The sequence below is a fragment of the Pseudomonas sp. SWRI154 genome, from assembly GCF_014268645.1.
Taxonomy (GTDB): domain Bacteria; phylum Pseudomonadota; class Gammaproteobacteria; order Pseudomonadales; family Pseudomonadaceae; genus Aquipseudomonas; species Aquipseudomonas marvdashtae.
This window is the reverse complement of sequence record NZ_JABWQW010000016.1, coordinates 88,808-110,772: the sequence shown is the minus strand read 5'-3', so window position 1 is coordinate 110,772 and position 21,965 is coordinate 88,808. Positions and strand designations below refer to the sequence as shown.

Here is a 21,965-nt window from a genome sequence, read left to right as displayed (position 1 = left end):
GGGGTTCCTTGATCAGTCCGCGCGTGGCGGGCTGTTCTGTTCGGTCAGGGTCTTGTCATCGCCGATGGCGATGGGCGTACCGTTGTCCAGTTTGATCTGGCCGGCGATCACGACCTGTTCGCCGCTCTGCAAGCCCTTGGTCACCAGCACCTTGCCGTCACGCCGTTCGCCGGTCTCGACGAAGCGTCGTTCGGCGATCAGCAGCGGCTGGTCCTTGTCATCCTTTTCGACACTGCCGTCGGCGGCTTTCTTTTGCGTGACCACGTACATGGAGTTGCCGTAGAGCGTGTAGGTCACGGCGCTTTCCGGCACGACGATGCCGGCGGCCACATCGGGCAGGATGACCTGCAGATTGGCGAACATGCCGGGCAACAATTTGCCGTCGGGGTTGGCGAGGGTGGCGCGTACCAGCACGTTGCGAGTGCTGTCCTCGACCTTGGGGTTGATGGCGCTGATGGTGGCGGTGAAGGTCTGGCCGGGGTATGCCGAGACGCTGACGTTGACCGGCAGGGCGATAGCTAATCGAGGCACCGTCTGCTCAGGCACGTAGAAGTCCACATAAAGGCTGCTGAGGTCTTGCAGGGTCGCGATCACCGTGCCGCTGGCCAGGTAGTCGCCGACGTCCACCTGGCGAATGCCGATGGTGCCGCTGAACGGCGCGACGATGTGTTTCTTCGCCAACGAAGCCTTGAGCTGGTTGACCGTGGCCTGGTTCTTTTTCAACTGTGCCGAGAGACGGTCGAATTCGCCCTTGGAAATTGCCTGGCTGCCCACCAGTTGACGGCCGCGGCCGAAGTCCAGCTGTGACAGGCCGAGGTCGGCCTGTGCGGTTTCCAGCAGGGCACTCTCGACTTCGCTGTCCAGTTGCAGGATCGGTTGGCCTGCCTTGACCTTCTGCCCTGATTCGAACTGCACCTTTTGCACGGTCCCGGCAATTTCCAGGCTCAGGTCAACGCCTTGCAGGGCCTTGAGGCTGCCTACGGTGGGCAGGCGAGACTGCCAGGGTAGCTCGGTGGCCTCGGCCACGGCGACGCTGACCGGCGGTTTGGGTGCAGAAAACATCTGGATTTGCTGGTAGATCGAGAAGGCCTTGTAGCCCGCCAGCAACAGCACCACCAGCAGGACAACACCCAACATGATCAGCATGCGGCGTCGCAGCATGTTCCACTTCCTTGGAAAAGAGCCGTGAGAAGAAACAGATAGGCGGGCACATTACTCCGAGTGGGCGGTGTATTCCATATGCTGTTGTGCCCGTGATGTGTGGGATTATTCCGAGAATAGGGAGCTCGGCGTCGATGGGCTTCGCTCCCCCTCGCTCAGACCAAATGCAAATGGTTGTCCCAGAGCCCCGCTGGCAGATCCAAGGGCTTTGCAACCAGTTGTGTCTGCGTGCAATCGTAATAACGGCAACGGCCCTGGCCGGATGTCACGACAAACCCGTCGGCGACCGCACCCACTCCGGCGCAGTCCGGCAGGGGCGCGTCCAGGCGAATCTCGCCGCTGTCCAGGTCCCAGATGAAAAACCGGTTACCCCGTGGCGCCGTCAGGGCCACCAGCCGCAGGTCGCTGTTTACGGCCACGCTGGCGGTGTAGTGCCCCATGGCTTGCAACTGGTGTTCAGGCACTGGGAACGCCTGGAACGGTTGGCCCGGTCGCTTGATTGCCAGCAGTTGCGATGACTCGTGTGCGGCGCCCATGAACTGCTGGCCAGTGACAATGGTGCCGTCGCTGGCGATGCCCATGTGGCGCACGCTGTTCATCTGTTGGGGGAGGGTTTCCTTGCTCAACAACGTGCCGTCTCTGCGCATCAGCACCAGGCTCGGCTCCATGGCATCGAGGTTCATCTCGACGCGACTTTCGGCCTCGGTGCGAATACCGCCGTTGGCCACCACCAAAGTCTCGCCGTCGGGCATCCACGACACTTGGTGGGGGCCGATGCCGTGGGTGGAAATCTCATCACTGTGCACCAGCCGCTCGCCCTCGAAGCGGTACACACCCAGCAGGCCGCGTCCCGGATCGCGGGTGTCGTTCTCGGTGGCATACAACCATTCACCGCTGCGATGAATCACCGCATGGCCGTAGAAGTGCCGGTTCGGCAATGAGGTGATGGTTTGCAACAACGCACCGTCGCGCAAGTCGATCAGGTAGCTTTCGGTGCCTGGACGGCGGGCAACGAACAGCGCAATCGGCTGCGTCGGATGATTGATGATGTCATGGCAACGCTGGCCGACCTGGGTGGCAAACACCCGGGTGCCGTCCAGTCGATAGCCGACGGCGTAGTGCTTGCCGTCGCCATCGTCCCGTGCCGAAAGCAGCAGCGGACTCTTGTCCTTTTGCTTGAACAGCGTCCAGCCGCCCAGGGTAACGGCGCCCAGCAGCAAGCTGCCGAGCGCCAGAGCCTGACGTCGAAACATGATCAGTCACCGTCGTTGGCGTTGAAGCCCAGTTGAATGCCCAGCGCCTTGGCCAGTTCGCCTTCGTGCAGGCGATGGACGACGTTGAGGCTGTCATACAGGTCGTTGAGTTGTTGGCGCCCGGCATCGTCACTGAGCATTTCGGCCAGTGAGCGCTGGCTGCTGGCGAACAGTTTCAATGAGGCGTCGTAGGCGGCGTCGATCTTGTCGGCCAGCGGTTTCTGGTCACTTGGCAACAAGCCTCGCAGGCCTTTGTTGTCCACGCCGATCCACACGGTCCTGGCGGCGCTGAGGCTGGCTTCCAGTCCTTGCAGCGACGATTGGCTGCGCCAGGCATCGGCCTGGAACGGCTGCGGCACGCCCTTGCTCTGGCGCCCCATCGGCGTGCCGAGCTTCTTCTTCAGGGTGTCCAAGGCGGTGACCTGGACGCGCAGCAGATCGGCGATCGCTTCGTGGGAATCGGCATAGCGCTGGTTCGGGAATTTGCTCATCTGGGCGAGCATGCCGTCGCTGGTGTTCCAGTTCGATAGGATTTCTTCGGCGAGTTGCTTCTGGCGTTCGCCAATGGCGATCAGCAGTGGGCAGTACTTGGCCTTCTGCGCGCTGTCGGCCATGTCGATCTTGGCGTCGAACAGCAGGTATTCGTAGGCCGAAAGCCCTTGCACGACGACGCTGGACTGAGCCAGGCCGGCGGCGTCGATCTGTGGCTGGCTGTTGACCAGTTGCTCGACCTGGCGACCCACGAGGTTTTTCTTGTCCGGCCAGAACTGCACCTTCCAGGCGCGGTTGCCTTCGGCCAGCGGACCGATCAGCAGCGGTTGCAACTCGGCCCAGGCTTTTTGTGCCTTGAGAAAGTCGGCGCGTGCGCTTTCCAGGTTTTCCTTGCCCTGGCAGAACGCGAGGGCGCTGGTCGCCAACTGCCGATCGGCATCGACCCAACGGCTGTAGGTCGGCAGGATCACCTGCTTGGCAATGGCGGCCGACGTGACGGCTTGCGGGTCCTGGGGCGAGCAGGCTCCCAGGGCGATGGCGGCGAGGCTGGTGAACAACAGCTTGGGACGGAACATGTCGGGCTCCCGTTTCTGGAACGTACGTTTAAAGAGAATTAAGGAAGGCCAACAACGCGGCGCGTTGCTCGGCATCGAAGGCTAAGACTTGTCGTTGCGCCGCCTGGGCTTCGCCGCCATGCCAAAGCACGGCTTCGAGCAGGTTGCGGGCGCGGCCGTCATGCAGGAACTGGGTGTGCCCACTGACGGTTTCAGTCAGGCCGATTCCCCACAGCGGCGGCGTCCGCCAGTCACGGCCGCTGGCCTTGAATTCGCTGCGGTTGTCGGCCAGGCCTTCGCCCATGTCGTGCAACAGCAGATCGGTGTAAGGGCGGATGACCTGATTGGCCAGCTCCGGTTCGGCGGCGTTGGCGGCGGTGGTGTATTTGGGCGTATGGCAGGACTGGCAACCGGCCTGGAAAAACAGATTCTTGCCCGCCAAGGCCTGGGGTGAGTTCACTTCGCGCCGGGCCGGTACGGCGAGGTTGCGGCTGTAGAACAGCACCAGGCGCAGGATGTTGTCGCTGACTTCCGGCTCGCCTTCCGGGCCATTGCCGTTGGGCGCGTGTTTGCAATCGACCTGGGCCTCGGTGCAGTCGTCGAAGCGCCGCAGGCTTGTCGTCAGGCCCATGTCACCGGAGAACGCGTGGACGTTCTGTTGATTGAGGTTGGGCTGTCCGGCTTTCCAGCCGAAACGCCCCAGCACGGTTTTCTGCTGCACATCGTCCCAGACCCGGTTGGGGCGCCCGGCGATGCCGTTGTTCTCCCGCGCCTGGGCCTCGGCATTTGCCAGGATGGCTTCGTCGGGGATGGCTTCCAGCAGGCCCAGGCCGATCATTGGCGGGGCGACGCGGGCCGAAAAACGCGTGTCCGGGTGCATCGGGCCATAACCCAGCTGGGTAATCTGCAGGTTTGGCTTGCGCAGTTCCACGACGGTGCCGTCCTTGAAACGCACAGGGACGGGTGTGTAGTCGACCCGCACCTTGCCTTCCGGGGCGACGCCAGGTACGGACATGTCCTGCAACTGGCCGCCATACGTTGGTTCTGGCACGACACCGAGTTGTTCGATGACCTTCGCATAGGGCGGCGCATCGGGAATCGACAGGCGCACCAGCATCGACACCGCGTTGGCGGCATCCGGAGCCGGTGGGTGGCCGCGCCCGTCCTTGACGTGGCAGTTCTGGCAGGCATTGGTATTGAACAAGGGGCCGAGTCCGTCCCGTGCGGTGGTCGTCGAAGGGGCGATCACCCAGGGACTGCGGAAGAAACTGTTGCCGACGCTGAAGTCCACGCGCCGCGAAGGCGCCAGGTTGGCCGAAGGCAAGGAGAAGGCGTTCTGATCGGCCTTGCGCACCGTCGCGCTGCCGCCGGATTTGGCTTCGCCGGGTTCGGCCTGGGTAAAACGCGGGGCGTCGTCGCAGGCACTCAGGCCCAGGGCCAGGAACAGTGCGCATAAGCGAAGAGACAACGACGGCATTGGAGATCCTGCGGGACGAGTGAAACGCGGGCGCAAAGTCTAACAGGGCAGGGCAGTTTGAATAAGAGGAATTATCGTTTGGTTTGAGGAGGGCGCGCTCGCCACAGGTCCATTTTTAAGGTTGCACCACGGCCCCCGGCACCAGCGGCAGCTCTAGCGTCGCGATGAACCCGCCCTCCGGATGGTTGGCCAATACCAACGCGCCCCCGTGGCGTTCCGCCGCGCGGCGGGCGATCGCCAGGCCCAGGCCATGGCCGGCGGCGGTCTGGCCGGGGGCCCGGTAGAAGGGTTCGCCCAACTGGCCCAGGTGCTCGGCCTCCACGCCTGGCCCATGGTCGCGCACGCTGATCAGGAGCCGTTCGCCCTGTTGCACTGCACGCATCTCCACGGGCTGCCCGCTCGGACTGAACCGCTGGGCGTTGCGCAGCAAATTGTCCACAGCCCGCTCGATCATCGTAGGCCAGCCTTTAAGCGTCAGGTTCGGCTCCGCTGCCAGCTGGACAATCTGTTCAGGCGAGGCCAGTTGGGCGTCTTTTTGCAACGTGACCAACAGGCCGTTGAGATCGACCTCTTCGGCGCTGGCGTTGTCGGCATCGACCCGGGCCAGAACCAGGATTTCACTGATCAGCGCTTCCAGGCGATCACATTCGCGGGTCAAGCGTGGCCACAGTTTCTCCCGCTCCGCAGGATTGGCCCGTTCGGCGAGCGCCAGGGCGATGCGCAACCGGGCGAGGGGCGAGCGCAGTTCATGGGAAACGTCGCGCAGCAATTGGCGCTGGCTGGCAATCAGGCTTTGCAGGCGCGCGCCCATGCGATTGAAGTCGGTGGCCAGTACACCGAACTCGTCCCGGCGGTTGGCCAGCTTGGCCAGGCTGTTCTGCTGGTACGTGGCCTGCCCCAGATCATGCACCGCACCGCGCAGGCGACTCAGCGGCCGGGTGATGGAGAGGGTCACCAACAGGCTGAACAAGGTCAATACCACCAGCGCGATCGCCAAGGCACTCAGCGGCCAGAGCAGGCTGTCGCGGTGCCAGGCATCCAATTCGGGGTGGGGGATGCGGTAGATGAACAGATACGTGTCGCCGGTCTTGGCGCTGGTGAACTCGTCGGTCAGGCGCCGCCAGGGCAAGCGCCGGTCGTCGTTGTTCTGGCGCGCCTCGAAGGCCGCGGCACGATGGGGAAACGTGCCTCGGACAACCGGGTCGCCGCTTTCATTGAGCACTTGGACATCGACGTGATACTGGCGCTTGCGCTGTTTGAGAATCTCCTGGGCCGCTTCTTCGCCCTGGCTTTCGTAGGTCTGCGTCCATTCCTCAGCCAGGGTGTTGAGACCCGGATGGCGACTGAGAATCCACGCATCCTGATTCAGCATGTGGCCCATGAGAATCGAAAGCCCTGCAACCAGAGCGATGGCCAGCCAGAAACTGGCCAGGACGCGCCAGAACAATGAACGCACGGATTTATCCTCACAAACCAGGAAAGCCCAACGGCGGTGTGCCGTTGGGCTGGGGGCGCTTCAAGGCATTATTGCGCTTTTTGTGGCTGTTGCGCTTTCCACGCCTTGAATTCAGCCCACTCGGCCCGACGCTCGGTCTGCTTTTTCTGGATCGCATCAAACTCTTTCTGCTGTTCAGGTTTCAACAGACCACGGATCTGGGCATCGACCTTTTCGTGACGAGCCTGCATTTCGTCCTTCATGGCTTTCTGATCGGCCGGCGAGAGTTTGGCCAGGTATTTTTCGACCAGCTCGCGACGTTCGTGACGCTGCTCACCCATGATCTTGCGGATCTGCTGGCGTTGCTCGTGGGTCAGGTCCAGTTGGCTGTACGGACCTTTGTCGTGCATCTGGCCGCCGTGGCGCGGCCCGTCCATCGGGCCCATCGGGCCGGGGCCTTCAGGCATGGCCATGGCGACGGTCGGCAGGGTGGCGGCAAACATCAGAGCGATAAGGGTCTTGCGCATGGTGTTTCTCCTTGTCTCATTCCCGGTCAGTTCCGGATGTGTGCAGATTACGGAGATCAAGGTCAGCGGCGGTCAGGGAGGCGTAAAGCTTGGGTAAAGACGGTTTGATGCAATGCTGACAAACAGCCTGCACAAACCCCGTGGCGAGGGAGCTTGCTCCCGCTCGGTTGCGCAGCAACCGCAAAATCTGGGGGCCGCTACGCAGCCCAGCGGGAGCAAGCTCCCTCGCCACAAAAGCCCCGTTCGCCACAGTTAACCGTAGCGGCGGTGCATTGCTAGAGGCTGTAGTAGTAACCACGGCTACGCAGCGCCACGATCCGCGGGCGGCCGTCGGGATGGGGGCCGATTTTCTTGCGCAGGTTGCTCACGTGCATGTCGAGGCTGCGATCATACAAAGTCAGCTTGCGGCCCAGGGCGATCTGCGCCAGCTCCTGTTTGTCCAGGGGTTCGCCAGGCTGCTTGAGCAGCGCTTCGAGCAGGCGACTTTCGGAAACGGTAAGGGTCTGTTCCTGCTCATCGATGCTGACCACGCCACGGACCGGGCTGAAGGTCAGGTCACCGAGTTCAATCTGGCTGGACACCGCCGCGGGATGGCTGCGGCGCAGCACGGCGCGCAGGCGGGCGGTCAATTCCCGTGGGTCACAGGGTTTGGCCAGGTAATCATCAGCCCCCAACTCCAGGCCAAGGATACGGTCCAACGGTTCGCCGCGGGCCGAGAGCATCAGCACCGGCAACTCCGGATGATCGTTACGTAACTGCTTGAGCAGTTCCAGGCCACTGCCGTCGGGCAGCATGACATCCAGCACCACCGCCGCCGGGGCAGTTTCGGCCAAGGCCTTGCGGGCGCTTTGGCCATCGTGGCAAGCACGGACCTGGAAACCCTCCTGGCCCAGCCAACTGCCGAGGAGCTCACACAGCTCCTGGTCATCATCAATCAGTAACAGCTCGCTCATGACTCACTCAATTTAGCCATTGCCGACGTTGTCTACGTCCACCGCTGGCAAAGATACCGCAGAGCAGGGCCAATAGCGCTACCCCGGCGCCAACGACGAACCATTGTTGTTGCTCGGTCAGCAGGCGTGGCAGGGGACTGGCCTGGGCTTCCTTGAGTTGCAATTTCAGGCGCTGGTTTTCCTGGCGCAGCCGGGCTACCAGCGCGGTTTCGCGTTCGCCGTTGGCGTTTTGCAGCTGTTGGGTCAGGTCTTCGCGCATGCGCTCGCTGTCTTTCAAGCGCTGTTGCAACTCAGCGATCTGGCCGCCGGCGTTCAGGGACAACGGCGCCGAATGACTGCCCTCGGTACTTTCCTCGCCATGGGCGGGCGCCCCGATCGCCAACGAGACCAACAACAGGCACAACGGACCTTTGCGCATTGCAACTCCTGGATTCCAATCGAGATTAGACAGGTTGTCGGCAGGCAAATGAGAAAGATGAGCAACGGCGGCAATGAGCCTCGAAGGCCCATCGCGCCAGGGGGATTTACGGCAGGACTTGCTTGAACGGCTTGACCACGACATTGGCGTAGACGCCGGCCGCCACGAACGGATCGGCCTCGGCCCAGGCCTGGGCGGCGACCAGGGAATCGAACTCGGCCACGATCAGGCTGCCAGTAAACCCTGCGGCGCCCGGGTCGTTGCTGTCCACCGCCGGGTGCGGGCCCGCCAGCACGATGCGGCCTTCGGCCTTGAGCTGTTGCAACCGCTCCAGGTGTTCAGGGCGGGCGGCCAAGCGTTTTTCCAGGGAATCGGCGACGTCGGTGGCAATGATTGCGTAGAGCATGTCAGTCCTCGGTTTTTGGCGTGGTGGGGTCGGCATCGTGCAGGTGACGGGACAGGTAGATGCCCTGGCCAATCAGGAACAGCAAGGTCATGCCCAGGCTGCCGAAGACCTTGAAGTCGACCCAGTATTGCTGGAACGTGAATGCAACGAAGAGGTTGGCGGCGCCGCAGAACAGGAAGAAAACGATCCAGGCGATGTTCAACCGGGTCCAGATCACCTCTGGCAAGCTCAGGGCGTGGCCCATGATGCGCTTGACCAACAGGCGGTCACCAATGAAGTGACTGCCGATAAAGGCCAGGGCAAACAGCCAGTTGACCACCGGTGCTTTCCATTTCAGGAAGGTCTCGCTGTGGAAGGCCAGGGTCAGGCTGCCGAAGACAAGGCAGGCGATCAAGGTCAGCCACTGGCTTTTTTCCAGCTTGCGCTGGGACACGAAGAGCGCGCCATAGACCACCAGGGAACTGATGATAAGCACTGCGGTGGCGCTGTAGATACCGCCAACAGTCAACGAGTGACCGGCGATGTCGACGGTCCGTGGATCAAGTTTGTAGACGATGAAAAACAGCAGGAGCGGGATGAAATCGATGAATTGTTTCACAGTGGCAGCCAGAAGCAGGATGTGGCGGCATAATAACAAACATCCTTGGCCGCGATAGGGCCAGCTGATTTGAGGTAACAAAGTCTCGTGAATGTTGATTTGCACTGCCACAGCACGGCCTCCGATGGCGCCCTGGCGCCTGCGGTTCTGGTGGCGCGGGCGTACGAGCACGGCGTGCGAGTCCTGGCCCTGACCGATCACGATACCCTCGAAGGCCTGGACGAGGCGCGCAGCGCCGCCACCGTGCTGGGCATGCAGCTTGTCAACGGTGTTGAGCTGTCCTGCACCTGGGGCGGGGCGACCATCCATGTGCTGGGCTACGGTTTCGATGTGAATGCACCGGCGCTGGTCCAGGCCATTGCGCAGTTGCGCGACGGTCGCTGGCTGCGCTCCGAGGAGATCAGCCGCAAGCTGGCCCTCAAGGGCATGCCCGGTGCGCTGGACGGCGCCCGGCAAATCCAGCAGGCCTTGGGCGACAGCGGCAATGCACCGGCCCGACCGCATTTTGCCGACTGGATGGTGAGCGAAGGTTACGTCAAGGATCGTGCCGAAGCCTTCCGCAAATGGCTGGGGGCCGGCAAGCTGGGGGACGTCAAGCAGCATTGGCCCACCCTCGAGGAAACGGTCGCGACGCTGCGAGCCGCCGGGGCGTGGATCAGCCTTGCGCATCCCTGGCACTACGATTTCACACGCAGCAAGCGCCGCCGCCTGATAGCCGACTATATTCAAGCAGGGGGCCATGCCATCGAAGTGGTCAATGGCCATCAGCCGGCCGAGCAGGTCGGCAGCCTGGCGATCCTCGCCCGGGAGTTTGGACTGCTGGTGACCGCCGGCAGTGATTTCCATGGCCCGGGGGGCTGGTCCGAGATTGGCGAATACCGCCCGTTGCCGGAAGATCTGCCACCACTATGGTGTAGATTCAAACATGATCCCGTTATCGCCGCCGTCTGAACAGGTAGAACACGTGAGTCAATTTTTCCAGATTCATCCGGAAAACCCGCAAGCGCGCCTGATCAAACAGGCGGTGGAGATCATCCGTGGCGGTGGTGTAGTGGTTTACCCCACCGATTCGTCCTACGCGATTGGTTGCCAGATCGGCGATAAAAATGCTGTGGAGCGCGTAAGACGCCTGCGCCAGTTGGATGACAAGCACAACTTCGCGCTCATCTGTAGCGACCTGTCGCAGTTGGGGCTGTTCGCCAAGATCGACACCGGTACCTTCCGCCTGCTCAAGGCTCATCTGCCAGGGCCTTACACATTTATCCTCAACGCCACGCGGGAAGTCCCGCGGCTGTTGCTGCACCCGAAAAAGCGCACCATCGGCCTGCGTGTGCCGAGCCACCCGATTGCCTTGGCGCTGCTGGCTGAGTTGGGTGAACCGCTGATGAGCGTGACGTTGATCATGCCCGGCGAGACCGAGCCGTTGACCGATCCCTATGAAATGCGCCAGATACTCGAGCACCAAGTGGACCTGATCATCGACGGCGGTTTCGGCGGCATGTCGGCCTCCACCGTGATCAACCTCGCCGATGGCGAGCCGCAAGTGGTGCGTGTCGGCTGCGGTGATCCGACGCCGTTCATGGTCGAGGCCTGAATGTCCGTTGTGGAAACCGCCGTCGAAAGCATCGACAGCCAGGCCGGCGCGCAACAGGAATTGCCCTTCGCCATGGTTTACGGCCAGGCGGTCATGGAAATGCCCCTGGACCTGTATATCCCGCCGGATGCGCTCGAGGTTTTTCTCGAAGCCTTCGAGGGCCCGCTCGACCTGTTGCTGTACCTGATTCGCAAGCAGAACATCAACATCCTCGACATCCCGGTGGCGGAAATCACCCGGCAGTACATGGGTTACGTCGAGCTGATGCAGTCGGTGCGCCTGGAGCTGGCGGCTGAATACCTGGTGATGGCCGCGATGCTGGCTGAAATCAAGTCGCGCATGTTGCTGCCGCGTTCGGCCGAAGTCGAAGAGGAAGAAGACGATCCCCGGGCCGAACTGATCCGCCGCTTGCAGGAGTACGAACGCTTCAAGGTCGCCGCCGAAGGCATCGACGGCTTGAGCCGGGTGGGGCGCGATGTGGTGGTGCCCAAGCTTGATGCGCCTGAAGCGCGGGCGCGCAAGTTGCTGCCGGACGTGAGCCTGGAAGAGCTGTTGATGTCCATGGCCGAGGTGTTGCGCCGCGGCGATATGTTTGAGAGTCACCAGGTCAGTCGCGAAGCGCTGTCCACCCGCGAGCGCATGAGTGATGTGCTGGAGCGGCTCAAGGGCGGCGGCTTCGTGCCGTTCGTCGAGCTGTTCACCGCCGACGAAGGGCGTTTGGGAGTGGTGGTGACGTTTATGGCGGTCCTGGAATTGGTCAAGGAATCCTTGGTCGAGCTGGTGCAGAATGAGCCGTTCGCAGCGATCCACGTGCGGGCACGAGCCGAATAACGAGCAAATCAATGAATCTGACTGAACCCCGCGAGCTGGCGCCCTTGCTTGAAGCTTTCCTGTTGGCTTCTGGAAAGCCGCAATCGATGGAGCGCCTGTTTGAACTCTTCGAAGAAGGCGAGCGGCCCGAGCCAGCCGTGTTCAAGAAAGCCCTGACGCTGTTGGGCAAGTCCTGCGAGGGACGGGCTTTCGAGCTCAAGGAAGTGGCGTCCGGTTATCGCCTGCAAATCCGCGAGAAATTCTCGCCCTGGGTCGGGCGCCTTTGGGAGGAACGGCCGCAACGTTATTCCCGGGCGATGCTCGAAACCATGGCGCTGATCGCCTATCGCCAACCGATCACCCGGGGCGAGATAGAAGATGTGCGGGGCGTGGCGGTCAACAGCCATATCGTCAAGACGCTGCTGGAGCGCGAATGGATCCGTGTCGTCGGCTATCGCGATGTGCCGGGCAAACCGGCGATGTTTGCCACCACCAAGGCCTTTCTCGATCACTTCAACTTGAAAAACCTCGACGATCTGCCGCCGCTGGCCGAGCTGCGGGAGCTGGAGCCAGAACCGATGCTCGGGTTCGACGACGCCCCGGTGCCTCAAAGCCTGCAAGAATTGGCCGATGCCAGTGCCGAGACTGAGGAGCCGAAGGAGGAGACCAGTTTCCATTCGTTGTTGCTGGAGCTGGACACCATGGAGGAGGGCCTGAAGACCGACTTCGACGATTTGCTGCGTGATGCTCCGGATATTCAAGACGGGACGGAACAACAGCCGCGGCAAGGCGATGCAGTTGAACTTGCGGCCGAGCCTGAACCCGAACCAGAAGACGATATTCTCGGCGTTGCACAGGCACGGGAAAAGCTGCTCGCTGCGGTTGCCGCCCTCGAACCGCGCGAGCCCGAACCCGAGCTGAGCGACGAAGAGGCCGAGGCCCGCGCCCTGGCCGAAGCGATTGAAAACGAGCGGCGCCAGTTCGACGATTGACCCGCTTGCCCATACCGGCCTTGCGGCGTGACAGGAATTATCATGAGCGCCACCAAAGACCCCTGCATCAGCCTCTGCAAGTTCGACGATGATATTTGCATCGGTTGCGGGCGCAGCAAGCGCGAAATCAAGGCCTGGAAAAAACTCGACAAAGAGGACAAGCGCGTCGTACTCGCCGAAGCGGCCCTGCGCCTGATCAAGCTTGGCGCCACCGGTCGGCGGAAAAAACGCTGAGCGCTGTACGATCAGCTAGTCTCTGATGCGCGAATGTTTCAACGAGCGTATGATTCGCGACCCTTTGGCGATCCCTTCGCCGAATGACCTGTTTTCAAAGCGTCAGGCCACGCCTGACCCGACCACACCGGGAGGTGCCCAGAAATGAAAGACCTAGACCAGAACGACAGCCAGGAAATCGGCCCAGCAGGCGAAAAGCTGCAGAAAGTCCTCGCCCGCATCGGCGTCGGTTCGCGCCGGGACGTGGAAGCCTGGATTACCCAGGGCCGTATCAAGGTCAATGGCAAAGACGCCACCTTGGGCCTGCGTGTCGACATGCACGACGCGATCACCATCGATGGCAAGGTGATCAAGCGCGAAGAGGCCGCCGAAACGGTGCGCCGCGTGATCATGTACAACAAGCCCGACGGCGAAATCTGCACCCGTGACGACCCGGAAGGCCGCCCGACGGTATTCGACAAGATGCCGCGTCCGAAAGAAGGCCGCTGGATCAACATCGGTCGCCTGGACATCAACACCACCGGTCTGCTGATGTTCACCACCGACGGTGAACTGGCCAACCGCCTGATGCATCCGTCCTACGAGATGGACCGCGAATACGCCGTGCGCGTGCGTGGTGAAGTCGATGACGAAATGATCGAGCGCCTCAAGGCCGGCGTTGTGCTGGAAGACGGCCCGGCGCGGTTTACCGACATCAAGCAGGCCCCAGGCGGTGAAGGTTTCAACCACTGGTACCACTGCGTGGTGATGGAAGGCCGAAACCGTGAAGTGCGTCGGCTGTGGGAATCCCAAGGCCTGGTGGTCAGCCGCCTTAAGCGCGTGCGTTTCGGTCCGGTATTCCTCAACTCCGACCTGCCGATGGGCCGCTGGCGCGAAATGACCCAGCAGGAAGTCGACATCCTGGCGGCTGAAGTGGGCCTCAAGCCTGTGGCGATGCCGCAGATGACCGCCAAGAGCAAGGACAAGCTGGATCGCATGCAGCGCAAGTCTTCGCGTCCGATGGGCAAGACCGAGCGCGTGCGTACGCTGCGCCCCGCTGCCGAAGGCGTAGCGACTGGCCCGCGTCCTTCCCGTGAGCCGCAGCTCGAAGGCGAACGCCCGGCCCGCAAGCCGGCGCCGCGCCAGGACGGCGAGCGCGGCCCGCGTACGCCACGTCCGGCTAACGGCCGTACCGAGCGTGGCGAAGGTCGCGGCGCTCCGGCAGGTCGCGGCACACCGGTCGCCGACCGTCCGGCCGACACCAAGCGCCCGGTCAAGCCTGCACCGAAAAAGCGTCCGGGTATCATCCTGGCCGACCGTGACGCACCATCGGGCAAACGCCGTGGCGCGCCGGCCGGCTCCGGCCAGCGTCCAGGGTTTGGACGCCGCAAGCCGGAGTGACGCGGCCGTAGGCTTCAAGCTTCAAGAAGAAACGCCAACCGTTGGGTTGGCGTTTTTTTTCGCTTGGCTGAATGATACGTTTCAGATAAGGCACACCCTCGGTGCCAGCTCTTTCTTGCAGCTCGCAGCTTGCAGCTTGCAGCTCAAAACTGTCCCTAAAGCACAAACCGCCCATCAAACATCGGCTTATTGTCCAGTGCCAGCACTCCGCCTTCGAAGATCAGGTCCAGATGATGGCTGCCCTTGGCCCCGCCGCCCAGCCCCAGGTGCAAGCCACAGTGGCGTTCTTCGAAACCGGCATTGCGGGCGTACAGGCTCTTGACGCCTTCGTTGGTGCCAATTCCCAATTCCTCGATACGCCGGTTCGATGGGTTGGCGTCCAGGTATCGGTTGAAATCGTGTTCCAGGCCCGGAACGTCGGTGACAATTTTCTGAATGGTCGAATCTTCGATCCACAGCTCCAGCGGCGATTGCAGCACACCGTATTTGCGGGCGAACGGAATCGTGCTGAGAAACGTCCCGACGAATTTCACCTGGCCATTGATGGCGTCGCTGTGGGTAGCAATTTCGCCGGGGGCGAGGTCGTAGTTGCCGACGCCATTGATGTCGGTCCACTTCTTCACGCCGCTCAACGCCGTGTCGAAATATGAGCCGTAGCCATCTTCGAAACTCAAGGTCGCGGCTTGGGACATGCGGCGGATGAGGTGACTGTTGAGCCCGGCGATGCGTTGGGGGATGACGCTGAAGGTGTCGTAGAAATAGTCGCCGTAATCTTTGAACAGCAGCGATTTCTTCCAGTTGTCCGCCATCACGCTTTGCAGCGCACGGACAAAGTCCGGGCCGTCGGGACGTGGATTGGGCAGGGTGGAAGAGTCGTAGAAGAAAATGTACAGATCGCTCTCGGCAATGGCCTGTGCCAGGCGCTCGGTAGTTTCGAGATCCAGGCGCATGGCGCTGAACTGGAACGGCGAGCCACTGCCAGTCTGTTCGGCGATGGCACCGGTCAATGCTTCGTAGTCGGCGGTGTGGCCGAGCAATACCTTGGCGGGCTGGATGCCGGCCAGGGCGGGATGATGTTCGAGGTAGTAAAGGAAATGTGAGATGGCTCGTTGTGTGTCCATGCTTATTCTTCCCTGACGAATGATTGGCGTCCTGACAGCAAGGTGGCGGAGCCGACCGGCCGGATCAGCTCCGCCGGGTATCGCTTACAGAGGCCACATCGCCGTGCCGAATGGAACGACGGCGTCGGCTTGCATCATTTCAACGGCGGCTTCATGGGTCGGTGCCTCGAACCATTCATCCAGTTGCAGTTCGGTTTCCAAGTCTTTGTCCAGTGTTTGCATAGTGAATCTCCTAGATGACTTTTGCGGAAAACGCGGGCCGATTCGTGAGCAGAGCCCGAGCGAACCGGCGCCGCAAAAACTCGCCGGCACGATGCCGTGGCAAGTGGGGGAAAACCTAGTCGAGGGTTTTTTGGAATGCAAAAAAATAATTTATTTTTTTCATTTGAACTTTTTATTCCAATTTCTGAAGGAGATTTACCCTTTTGAAAACAGCCGTCTGGGGCTGTTTTTTGTTAGGCAGCTACCTACCGTCAATTTGCGGTCATCCATTGGAAACTTCCTGCATGGAAATTTTACGTTACGGCTTGTAAAGGAATGCTGACGGTTTTGGCCGTTCGAGCGAACGGGTGTTGGCATCTGGGAGGGCTGTAAGAAAAAGCTGCCAAGTGGCCCGGCTTGACGCGTTTTTGGATACTTCGCGGCGCTTGTTTCAATCCCGCGGGAAGGGTCAGATGCGCGCCAGACCTCAAGTGCGGGGTGAGACACTGATCGGGTGGTGTCTGGCAGCAAGGGGACTGCAGTGTACAATGCGCCGCGTTTTACTGTGACCCTTCGCGTACCCACGCACTTTCAAGGTTATCCGCCTTGTTCACTCCGCCACGCCACAAGCGTGTCGGGTCCGATTTCGTCACAGATAAAAACAAATAGGTGACGCATGACCGTTGTAGAAAATACGCATTCAGGCGAGCTGAAGCGCGGCCTGAAAAATCGCCACATCCAGTTGATTGCCCTCGGCGGCGCGATCGGCACCGGCCTGTTCCTCGGCTCGGCGGGGGTGCTGAAATCAGCCGGCCCGTCGATGATCCTCGGCTACGCCATCTGCGGTTTCATCGCCTTCATGATCATGCGCCAGCTTGGCGAAATGATCGTCGAAGAGCCCGTTGCCGGCTCCTTCAGTCACTTTGCCCATAAATACTGGGGCGGTTTCGCCGGTTTCCTTTCGGGCTGGAACTGCTGGATCCTCTATATCCTGGTGGGCATGTCCGAGCTGACCGCGGTCGGCAAGTACATTCATTACTGGGCGCCGGACATTCCGACCTGGGCGTCGGCGGCGGCGTTTTTCGTCTTGATCAACGCCATCAACCTGGCCAATGTCAAAGTTTTCGGCGAGGCCGAGTTCTGGTTTGCGATCATCAAGGTAGTGGCGATTGTCGGCATGATTGCCCTGGGCAGCTATTTGCTGGTCAGCGGTAACGGCGGCCCGCAAGCCTCGGTGACCAACCTGTGGGCCCACGGCGGATTTTTCCCTAACGGCGTGAGCGGCCTGGTCATGGCGATGGCCATTATCATGTTCTCCTTTGGCGGCCTGGAAATGCTCGGTTTCACCGCTGCCGAAGCCGATAAACCGAAAACCGTGATTCCCAAGGCCATCAACCAGGTGATCTACCGGATCCTGATTTTCTACATCGGCGCGCTGGTGGTGCTGCTGTCGTTGACACCGTGGGACAGTCTGTTGACCACGCTCAATGCATCCGGCGATGCCTACAGCGGCAGCCCGTTCGTCCAGGTGTTCTCGATGCTGGGCAGCAACACCGCGGCGCACATTCTCAACTTCGTCGTGTTGACCGCGGCGTTGTCGGTGTACAACAGTGGCACTTACTGCAACAGCCGCATGTTGCTCGGCATGGCCGAGCAGGGCGATGCACCCAAGGCCCTGGCGAAAATCGACAAGCGCGGCGTGCCGGTGCGTTCGATCCTCGCATCGGCGACGGTCACGCTGGTGGCGGTGCTGCTGAACTACCTGGTCCCGCAGCATGCGCTGGAGTTGCTGATGTCGTTGGTGGTCGCGACGCTGGTGATCAACTGGGCGATGATCAGCTACTCGCATTTCAAGTTCCGCCAGCACATGAACCAGTCTGGCCAGACGCCGCTGTTCAAGGCGTTGTGGTATCCGTATGGCAACTACCTCTGCCTGGCGTTCGTGGTGTTCATCCTGGGCGTGATGCTGTTGATCCCCGGCATTCAGATCTCGGTCTATGCGATTCCGGTCTGGGTGATGTTCATGTGGGGGTGCTACGTGATCAAGAACAAGCGCAGTGCCCGGCATGAACTGGCAATGGCGGCCGCTGCCAAGTAACAATCCAGACATACGACAAACCCGGCCAAGTGCCGGGTTTGTTGCATTAAGGCGAGGCACCTGAAAATTCGCGGTATCCTGTGGAGCCTGATACCGGACACTTTCCATGCTGGTGATTTCCAACAACGTGCATCTCCCCGACGCGGAGATCGAGCTGACGGCTATCCGCGCCCAAGGCGCCGGCGGGCAGAACGTCAACAAGGTTTCGAGCGCCGTGCACCTGCGCTTCGACATTCCGGCCTCGTCCTTGCCCGAGTTCTACAAGGAGCGGCTGTTGGCGCTGCGTGACAGTCGGATTACCAGCGAAGGCGTGTTGATCATCAAGGCCCAGCAATACCGCACGCAGGAACAGAACCGCGCCGATGCCCTGGAGCGTCTGGTCGAGCTGATCCTCAGCGCCACCAAAGTCGAAAAGAAGCGCCGCCCGACCAAGCCGACCCTGGGCTCAAAAAAGCGCCGCCTGGAATCCAAGACCAAGCGCGGTTCGATCAAGGCCGGTCGCGGCAAGGTGGATTTCTAGTTCTTTTCCCGTTCTTCACGGTAGCGAGGTGCCTGGCGATACAGGTAGACGCTCAACGCCAGCCCGCCCAACGCCGCCAGCGCGGCGAACAGGAAGATCGAGGCAAAGCCGAACCCTGCGGCAATCGCGCCGGCCAGCGGACCGGTGATGCCCAGCGACAAGTCGATGAACAGCGAATAAGCACCTACCGCCGCCCCGCGACTGGAGGCTGGCACCAGGTTGACCGCTTCCACGCCCAGCGCCGGGAATACCAGCGAGAAGCCGAATCCACTCAACGCCGCGCCCGCCAGCGCCCACTGTGCATCTGGCGCCAACCACAACAGCAATAGACCGAGGGTTTCCACCGACAAGCAGGCGATCGCCACCCGGAACCCACCGAGACGGTTGATCAGGTTGCCGAACAGCAAGCGTGCGCCGATGAAGCTGGCGCCGAACAGGCTCAGGCACAGCACGGCGTTATCCCAGTGCTGTGTCGCGTAGTACAGGGTGATGAAGGTCGCGATGGTGCCGAACCCGATGGACCCCAGGGCCAGCCCGCAGCCGTGGGGCAGCACACGCCCCAACACGTGCATGAAGGGCAGGCGTTCGCCAGAGACGATGGGCGCGGCGGTCTTGCGCCAAGCCAATGCCAGCCCCAGCAGGCCGAGCGCAATGATGCTGACGCCCATGCTCCAAAGTCCCAATGCACTGACTAGCCAAACCCCCAGCGGGGCACCGATCGCCAGCGCGCCGTAACTGGCAATTCCGTTCCAGGAAATCACTTTGGCGGTGTTCGCCGCCCCGACTCGGCCGATGCCCCAGCCAATCGAACCCGAGCCCACCAGACTTTCGGCACTGCCCAACACCAGGCGACCGATCAGCAGGCTGATCAGGCTGAATGTCGGCAGGTGTGGCGTCCAGGCGGATACCAGCATGAACACACCGCTCAGCCCGCAGCCGGCGAGGCCGAACATCACCGCGCGCTTGCTTCCCAGGTTGTCGATGATGCGGCCCGCATAAGGACGGCTGAGCAAGGTGGCCAAGTACTGGACGCTGATCACCAGCCCGGCGATCACCGCGCCGAAACCCAGTTCGCCATGGACGAACCCGGGCAGCACGGCCAGGGGAATGCCGATATTCAGATAGCCGATGAAGGTGAACAGGACGATGGAGACGACTTGCAGCGTGACCGCCAAGGGGCGCTGGGGTTCTGGCATGGGTAAAAGGTCCACGGGGCAGCTGGATAGATAGGCTGCTTATGATAGCGGCGACCGTGGGGGTGGCGCCTGGAAAAGTAAAACTATTTGCCGGACGGTGGCTCAGCAGTGTTTTTGCCAGCGACCAGATGTGTGGTCACCAACGCAGCAAGGGCATTTTCCTCCGTGCCGAACCGAGCCAGCAGGGCGGCTTGTTTCTCGGGAGAAAGACGGGTCCAGATATCGACCATTTTTTCCGCTGTGCCGATCAGCACGCTGGCCTGGGCTTCGCTGAAAGTAGGGGTGTCATCGGTCATGGTACGGGGCTCAGGATTCAGGCGGTGTGGAAAGCGCATCTTAGCGCTTTCCACACAGTCTGGTGGTGCGGGTGGATCAGTCTTCGCTGTCAGCCTGGCGGCTTTCAGTGGTTTGTGGCTGCTCGGGTTGCTGGGCGTCGGGTTGCCCCCCGGCTTGTAGCGTGGTCGTCTGCTCAGGTTCGTGCAGGCTTGGGAAGGGGAGATTAGGAATCTCGTGCATATCGCGCTCCTCGCAAGGTCTGTTGATCGATCGGGTAGATCCGCGCTTGTACAAAGCGTGGGCAGGATACCCCAGGAGAAATGACAAAAAGACTTTTAAATCCCGATGCGCGACAAAAGGGATTGTCTGGACAAGTCATGACCACTGGGGAGAACGCCGCTGCTACCGATGGTCGCCGAGGCTCAAGAACGAGGCAGGCGCGCCGATGCCATGTTCATATCCTCCACATTCAGTTACGACGGTGGCCCCTGGACATGGAGGTCCTTTATTCGAAGAGATCGACTCCATGTTTCTACAAAAATCCCTGAGAGCCCAGATTCTCGCCTTGCTGACGGGCAGCCTGCTGGCAACGCTGTTGATCGCCCTGGCGTCCTTTCATTTCCTTTCCGATGGAATTCACAATTATCGCAACCTGATCGATGGCCCGCTGCGTGCATCGCAATTGATCGATGAGGCCAACCTGCAATTCAAAGTTCAGGTCCAGGAATGGAAGAACGTCTTGCTGCGTGGCAAGCAACCGGCGGAGCTGGATAAATACTGGAAGCAGTTCGAGGCGCGTCAGGGCGACGTCCAGAACCTCTTGGGCGAATTGATCAAGCACGAAGGGGTTCCCGCTCCGATCAGGTCACGCATCGAACGTCTGCGGGGCGAACATGCCCAGCTAGGTGCGGCCTATCAAAAGGGCCGTGATGCGTTTGTGGCGGCAGGCGGCGACGCTTCGGCGGGTGACGCGGCGGTCAAGGGCGTGGACCGTGCGGCCAGTGAGCAGATGAGCGAGCTGGTGGTAGAGCTGCATAAACTGGGCGATGAACAATCGGCGCTGATCACTGCCGGTGCCGATCGCACGATCATGCTGGGCACTGTGATCATGCTTGTCTCGGGGCTGCTGGTCTGGCTGCTGAGCCTGTGGCTGATCAACCGCAACCTGGTACAGCCCATCCGTAACCTGATCGAATACGTGACGCAATTAAGCCGCGGGCGTTTTGGCGAACGCGTCACCAGCACCCGCCAGGATGAGTTGGGCGACCTGGCCCTGGCGGCGAATACGTTGCGCGATTTCCTCGCCGAAACCTTCACGCGCCTGCAACGCAGTGCGACGGAGCTGGACAGCGCCAGCGGTGAGCTCAATGCCATCGCCAGCCTGATGAGCCAGGGGACGAGCGAACAATTCGAGCGCACCGATCAAGTGGCTACCGCGATGAACGAAATGTCCGCCACCGCCCAGGAAGTTGCCCGCCATGCCGCCGACGCCGCTCGGGCCGCCGATGAGGCCGATCACTCGGCGCAACAGGGCGAGAAGGTGATGCAAGGCACCATCCACACCATCACCCAGATGCGCGGCGAAATCGCCAACACCGCCACTGTTATTCGTCGCCTGGAAACCGACAGCGGTCGCATCGGCAAGGTGCTGGAGGTCATTCGCGGAATTGCCGAACAGACCAACCTGCTGGCTCTCAATGCCGCCATCGAAGCCGCTCGAGCCGGTGAGGCGGGGCGTGGTTTTGCGGTGGTCGCCGATGAAGTACGCAGCCTCGCCCAGCGCACGGCGTCGTCGATCATCGAGATCAACCAGATCATCCAGACGGTGCAAACCGGTGCGGTGGACGCGGCCCAGGCCATCGAAAGCGGGCAGTCACGCAGCGAAGAAAGTGTCGAGCAAGTAACCCAGGCCGGCGAAATGCTCGAACGCATCACTCATGCGGTCGAAGCGATTCGCGACATGAACCGCCAGATTGCTACGGCAGCGGAAGAGCAGACTTCCGTGGCCGAGGACATCTCGCGCAACCTGACGGAAATCACCTGCATCGCGAGCACCAACCTGGACAACGTCCAACGCACCGAAGCGGCCAGCCGTGATTTGCACGGGTTGTCCGGGCAGTTGAATGAAGTGACGGCGCGGTTGAGTGCTTGAACGCATTGACCTGACGGGAATAGGCGTGTTTGGTCTGGGGACATGGTTGACACCTGTGGCGAGGGAGCTTGCTCCCGCTGGGCTGCGTAGCAGCCCCAACGCCATTCAACGCGGTGA

The 21,965-nt window shown here is 61.4% G+C and carries 24 protein-coding genes; 9 read left to right on the top strand and 15 right to left on the bottom strand.

Annotation, left to right across the window (positions count from 1 at the left end; genetic code table 11):
* Positions 1-12: 12 nt before the first annotated feature.
* The 10 genes from HU806_RS16080 to HU806_RS16035 all read right to left on the bottom strand — a co-directional run bounded on the left by HU806_RS16080 (position 13) and on the right by HU806_RS16035 (position 9,274).
* Positions 13-1,161 carry an efflux RND transporter periplasmic adaptor subunit gene (locus tag HU806_RS16080; protein ID WP_186612308.1) on the bottom strand — a complete coding sequence of 383 codons (1,149 nt, stop codon included), beginning with the start codon at positions 1,159-1,161 and terminating at the stop codon, positions 13-15.
* Positions 1,162-1,316: 155 nt separating this feature from the next.
* The gene (locus tag HU806_RS16075; protein ID WP_186612307.1) at positions 1,317-2,414 is read right to left on the bottom strand and encodes a DUF1513 domain-containing protein; all 1,098 of its coding nucleotides are present in this window, start codon (positions 2,412-2,414) and stop codon (positions 1,317-1,319) included.
* Between the two features lie 2 nt (positions 2,415-2,416).
* Positions 2,417-3,481, bottom strand: coding sequence for an imelysin family protein (locus tag HU806_RS16070; protein ID WP_186612306.1), 1,065 nt, complete (start codon positions 3,479-3,481; stop codon positions 2,417-2,419).
* Between the two features lie 28 nt (positions 3,482-3,509).
* Positions 3,510-4,937, bottom strand: coding sequence for a di-heme oxidoreductase family protein (locus HU806_RS16065; protein WP_186612305.1), 1,428 nt, complete (start codon positions 4,935-4,937; stop codon positions 3,510-3,512).
* A gap of 115 nt (positions 4,938-5,052) precedes the next feature.
* The gene (locus HU806_RS16060; RefSeq protein WP_186612304.1) at positions 5,053-6,393 is read right to left on the bottom strand and encodes an ATP-binding protein; all 1,341 of its coding nucleotides are present in this window, start codon (positions 6,391-6,393) and stop codon (positions 5,053-5,055) included.
* Between the two features lie 68 nt (positions 6,394-6,461).
* Positions 6,462-6,899 (bottom strand): Spy/CpxP family protein refolding chaperone, encoded by a 438-nt coding sequence (locus tag HU806_RS16055; RefSeq protein WP_186612303.1) that lies wholly within the window; start codon positions 6,897-6,899, stop codon positions 6,462-6,464.
* A gap of 275 nt (positions 6,900-7,174) precedes the next feature.
* A complete protein-coding gene (locus HU806_RS16050) occupies positions 7,175-7,852 on the bottom strand; it encodes a response regulator transcription factor (protein ID WP_025215146.1) in 678 nt (225 codons plus the stop codon).
* A gap of 7 nt (positions 7,853-7,859) precedes the next feature.
* The gene (locus HU806_RS16045; protein WP_186612302.1) at positions 7,860-8,270 is read right to left on the bottom strand and encodes an SH3 domain-containing protein; all 411 of its coding nucleotides are present in this window, start codon (positions 8,268-8,270) and stop codon (positions 7,860-7,862) included.
* Positions 8,271-8,376: 106 nt separating this feature from the next.
* Positions 8,377-8,676, bottom strand: a complete 300-nt coding sequence (locus HU806_RS16040) for a YciI family protein (RefSeq protein WP_186612301.1) — start codon at positions 8,674-8,676, stop codon at positions 8,377-8,379.
* Between the two features lies 1 nt (position 8,677).
* Positions 8,678-9,274, bottom strand: coding sequence for a septation protein A (locus HU806_RS16035; protein WP_186612300.1), 597 nt, complete (start codon positions 9,272-9,274; stop codon positions 8,678-8,680).
* 87 nt (positions 9,275-9,361) lie between these two features.
* On the opposite strand from HU806_RS16035, the gene HU806_RS16030 reads away from it, so the two are divergent.
* The 6 genes from HU806_RS16030 (at position 9,362) to rluB (ending at position 14,284) form a co-directional block, all read left to right on the top strand.
* Positions 9,362-10,225, top strand: coding sequence for a PHP domain-containing protein (locus HU806_RS16030; protein WP_186612299.1), 864 nt, complete (start codon positions 9,362-9,364; stop codon positions 10,223-10,225).
* A gap of 13 nt (positions 10,226-10,238) precedes the next feature.
* The gene (locus HU806_RS16025) at positions 10,239-10,868 is read left to right on the top strand and encodes an L-threonylcarbamoyladenylate synthase (RefSeq protein ID WP_053124883.1); all 630 of its coding nucleotides are present in this window, start codon (positions 10,239-10,241) and stop codon (positions 10,866-10,868) included.
* Positions 10,869-11,699 (top strand): segregation and condensation protein A, encoded by an 831-nt coding sequence (locus HU806_RS16020; RefSeq protein ID WP_527251155.1) that lies wholly within the window; start codon positions 10,869-10,871, stop codon positions 11,697-11,699.
* Between the two features lie 11 nt (positions 11,700-11,710).
* Positions 11,711-12,670: an SMC-Scp complex subunit ScpB gene (gene scpB / locus HU806_RS16015; RefSeq protein WP_186612298.1), complete on the top strand. Its 960-nt coding sequence runs from the start codon at positions 11,711-11,713 to the stop codon at positions 12,668-12,670.
* 42 nt (positions 12,671-12,712) lie between these two features.
* Entirely contained in the window at positions 12,713-12,904 is a 192-nt protein-coding gene (locus HU806_RS16010; RefSeq protein ID WP_186612297.1) for a DUF1289 domain-containing protein, read from the top strand.
* Between the two features lie 144 nt (positions 12,905-13,048).
* The gene (gene rluB / locus HU806_RS16005; protein WP_186612296.1) at positions 13,049-14,284 is read left to right on the top strand and encodes a 23S rRNA pseudouridine(2605) synthase RluB; all 1,236 of its coding nucleotides are present in this window, start codon (positions 13,049-13,051) and stop codon (positions 14,282-14,284) included.
* A 155-nt stretch (positions 14,285-14,439) separates the two neighbouring features.
* Here rluB and HU806_RS16000 read toward each other — a convergent pair whose 3' ends face one another.
* On the bottom strand, positions 14,440-15,405 hold the full coding sequence (locus HU806_RS16000) for a CgnE/CgnB domain-containing protein (RefSeq protein WP_186612295.1): 966 nt from the start codon (positions 15,403-15,405) through the stop codon (positions 14,440-14,442).
* 84 nt (positions 15,406-15,489) lie between these two features.
* Positions 15,490-15,627 (bottom strand): hypothetical protein, encoded by a 138-nt coding sequence (locus HU806_RS15995; RefSeq protein ID WP_042729498.1) that lies wholly within the window; start codon positions 15,625-15,627, stop codon positions 15,490-15,492.
* A 655-nt stretch (positions 15,628-16,282) separates the two neighbouring features.
* On the opposite strand from HU806_RS15995, the gene HU806_RS15990 reads away from it, so the two are divergent.
* Both HU806_RS15990 and arfB read left to right on the top strand, forming a co-directional pair.
* Positions 16,283-17,704 (top strand): amino acid permease, encoded by a 1,422-nt coding sequence (locus HU806_RS15990; RefSeq protein ID WP_186612294.1) that lies wholly within the window; start codon positions 16,283-16,285, stop codon positions 17,702-17,704.
* Between the two features lie 106 nt (positions 17,705-17,810).
* Entirely contained in the window at positions 17,811-18,224 is a 414-nt protein-coding gene (gene arfB, locus HU806_RS15985; RefSeq protein WP_186612293.1) for an alternative ribosome rescue aminoacyl-tRNA hydrolase ArfB, read from the top strand.
* Here the strand turns inward: arfB and HU806_RS15980 are convergent.
* The 3 genes from HU806_RS15980 to HU806_RS15970 all read right to left on the bottom strand — a co-directional run bounded on the left by HU806_RS15980 (position 18,221) and on the right by HU806_RS15970 (position 19,936).
* Positions 18,221-19,420, bottom strand: a complete 1,200-nt coding sequence (locus tag HU806_RS15980; RefSeq protein ID WP_186612292.1) for an MFS transporter — start codon at positions 19,418-19,420, stop codon at positions 18,221-18,223. The two genes, arfB and HU806_RS15980, sit on opposite strands and share 4 nt — an antisense overlap.
* Positions 19,421-19,503: 83 nt before the next feature.
* The gene (locus HU806_RS15975; RefSeq protein ID WP_186612291.1) at positions 19,504-19,755 is read right to left on the bottom strand and encodes a hypothetical protein; all 252 of its coding nucleotides are present in this window, start codon (positions 19,753-19,755) and stop codon (positions 19,504-19,506) included.
* Between the two features lie 37 nt (positions 19,756-19,792).
* On the bottom strand, positions 19,793-19,936 hold the full coding sequence (locus tag HU806_RS15970; protein WP_186612290.1) for a hypothetical protein: 144 nt from the start codon (positions 19,934-19,936) through the stop codon (positions 19,793-19,795).
* Positions 19,937-20,222: 286 nt separating this feature from the next.
* Between HU806_RS15970 and HU806_RS15965 the strand changes: the two genes are divergently transcribed.
* Positions 20,223-21,848 (top strand): methyl-accepting chemotaxis protein, encoded by a 1,626-nt coding sequence (locus HU806_RS15965; protein ID WP_186612289.1) that lies wholly within the window; start codon positions 20,223-20,225, stop codon positions 21,846-21,848.
* Positions 21,849-21,965 lie beyond the last annotated feature (117 nt).

What these genes read in the sequence shown, in the direction of transcription:
- HU806_RS16065 (WP_186612305.1), bottom strand. Translation starts at nt 4,937, where the DNA reads ATGCCGTCGTTGTCTCTTCGCTTATGCGCACTGTTCCTGGCCCTGGGC.
- arfB (WP_186612293.1), top strand. Translation starts at nt 17,811, where the DNA reads ATGCTGGTGATTTCCAACAACGTGCATCTCCCCGACGCGGAGATCGAG.
- HU806_RS15975 (WP_186612291.1), bottom strand. Translation starts at nt 19,755, where the DNA reads ATGCGCTTTCCACACCGCCTGAATCCTGAGCCCCGTACCATGACCGAT.
- HU806_RS16040 (WP_186612301.1), bottom strand. Translation starts at nt 8,676, where the DNA reads ATGCTCTACGCAATCATTGCCACCGACGTCGCCGATTCCCTGGAAAAA.
- scpB (WP_186612298.1), top strand. Translation starts at nt 11,711, where the DNA reads ATGAATCTGACTGAACCCCGCGAGCTGGCGCCCTTGCTTGAAGCTTTC.
- HU806_RS15970 (WP_186612290.1), bottom strand. Translation starts at nt 19,936, where the DNA reads ATGCACGAGATTCCTAATCTCCCCTTCCCAAGCCTGCACGAACCTGAG.
- rluB (WP_186612296.1), top strand. Translation starts at nt 13,049, where the DNA reads ATGAAAGACCTAGACCAGAACGACAGCCAGGAAATCGGCCCAGCAGGC.
- HU806_RS15980 (WP_186612292.1), bottom strand. Translation starts at nt 19,420, where the DNA reads ATGCCAGAACCCCAGCGCCCCTTGGCGGTCACGCTGCAAGTCGTCTCC.
- HU806_RS16010 (WP_186612297.1), top strand. Translation starts at nt 12,713, where the DNA reads ATGAGCGCCACCAAAGACCCCTGCATCAGCCTCTGCAAGTTCGACGAT.
- HU806_RS16070 (WP_186612306.1), bottom strand. Translation starts at nt 3,481, where the DNA reads ATGTTCCGTCCCAAGCTGTTGTTCACCAGCCTCGCCGCCATCGCCCTG.
- HU806_RS16055 (WP_186612303.1), bottom strand. Translation starts at nt 6,899, where the DNA reads ATGCGCAAGACCCTTATCGCTCTGATGTTTGCCGCCACCCTGCCGACC.
- HU806_RS15965 (WP_186612289.1), top strand. Translation starts at nt 20,223, where the DNA reads ATGTTTCTACAAAAATCCCTGAGAGCCCAGATTCTCGCCTTGCTGACG.
- HU806_RS16050 (WP_025215146.1), bottom strand. Translation starts at nt 7,852, where the DNA reads ATGAGCGAGCTGTTACTGATTGATGATGACCAGGAGCTGTGTGAGCTC.
- HU806_RS15995 (WP_042729498.1), bottom strand. Translation starts at nt 15,627, where the DNA reads ATGCAAACACTGGACAAAGACTTGGAAACCGAACTGCAACTGGATGAA.
- HU806_RS16000 (WP_186612295.1), bottom strand. Translation starts at nt 15,405, where the DNA reads ATGGACACACAACGAGCCATCTCACATTTCCTTTACTACCTCGAACAT.
- HU806_RS16045 (WP_186612302.1), bottom strand. Translation starts at nt 8,270, where the DNA reads ATGCGCAAAGGTCCGTTGTGCCTGTTGTTGGTCTCGTTGGCGATCGGG.
- HU806_RS16075 (WP_186612307.1), bottom strand. Translation starts at nt 2,414, where the DNA reads ATGTTTCGACGTCAGGCTCTGGCGCTCGGCAGCTTGCTGCTGGGCGCC.
- HU806_RS16020 (WP_527251155.1), top strand. Translation starts at nt 10,869, where the DNA reads ATGTCCGTTGTGGAAACCGCCGTCGAAAGCATCGACAGCCAGGCCGGC.
- HU806_RS15990 (WP_186612294.1), top strand. Translation starts at nt 16,283, where the DNA reads ATGACCGTTGTAGAAAATACGCATTCAGGCGAGCTGAAGCGCGGCCTG.
- HU806_RS16080 (WP_186612308.1), bottom strand. Translation starts at nt 1,161, where the DNA reads ATGCTGCGACGCCGCATGCTGATCATGTTGGGTGTTGTCCTGCTGGTG.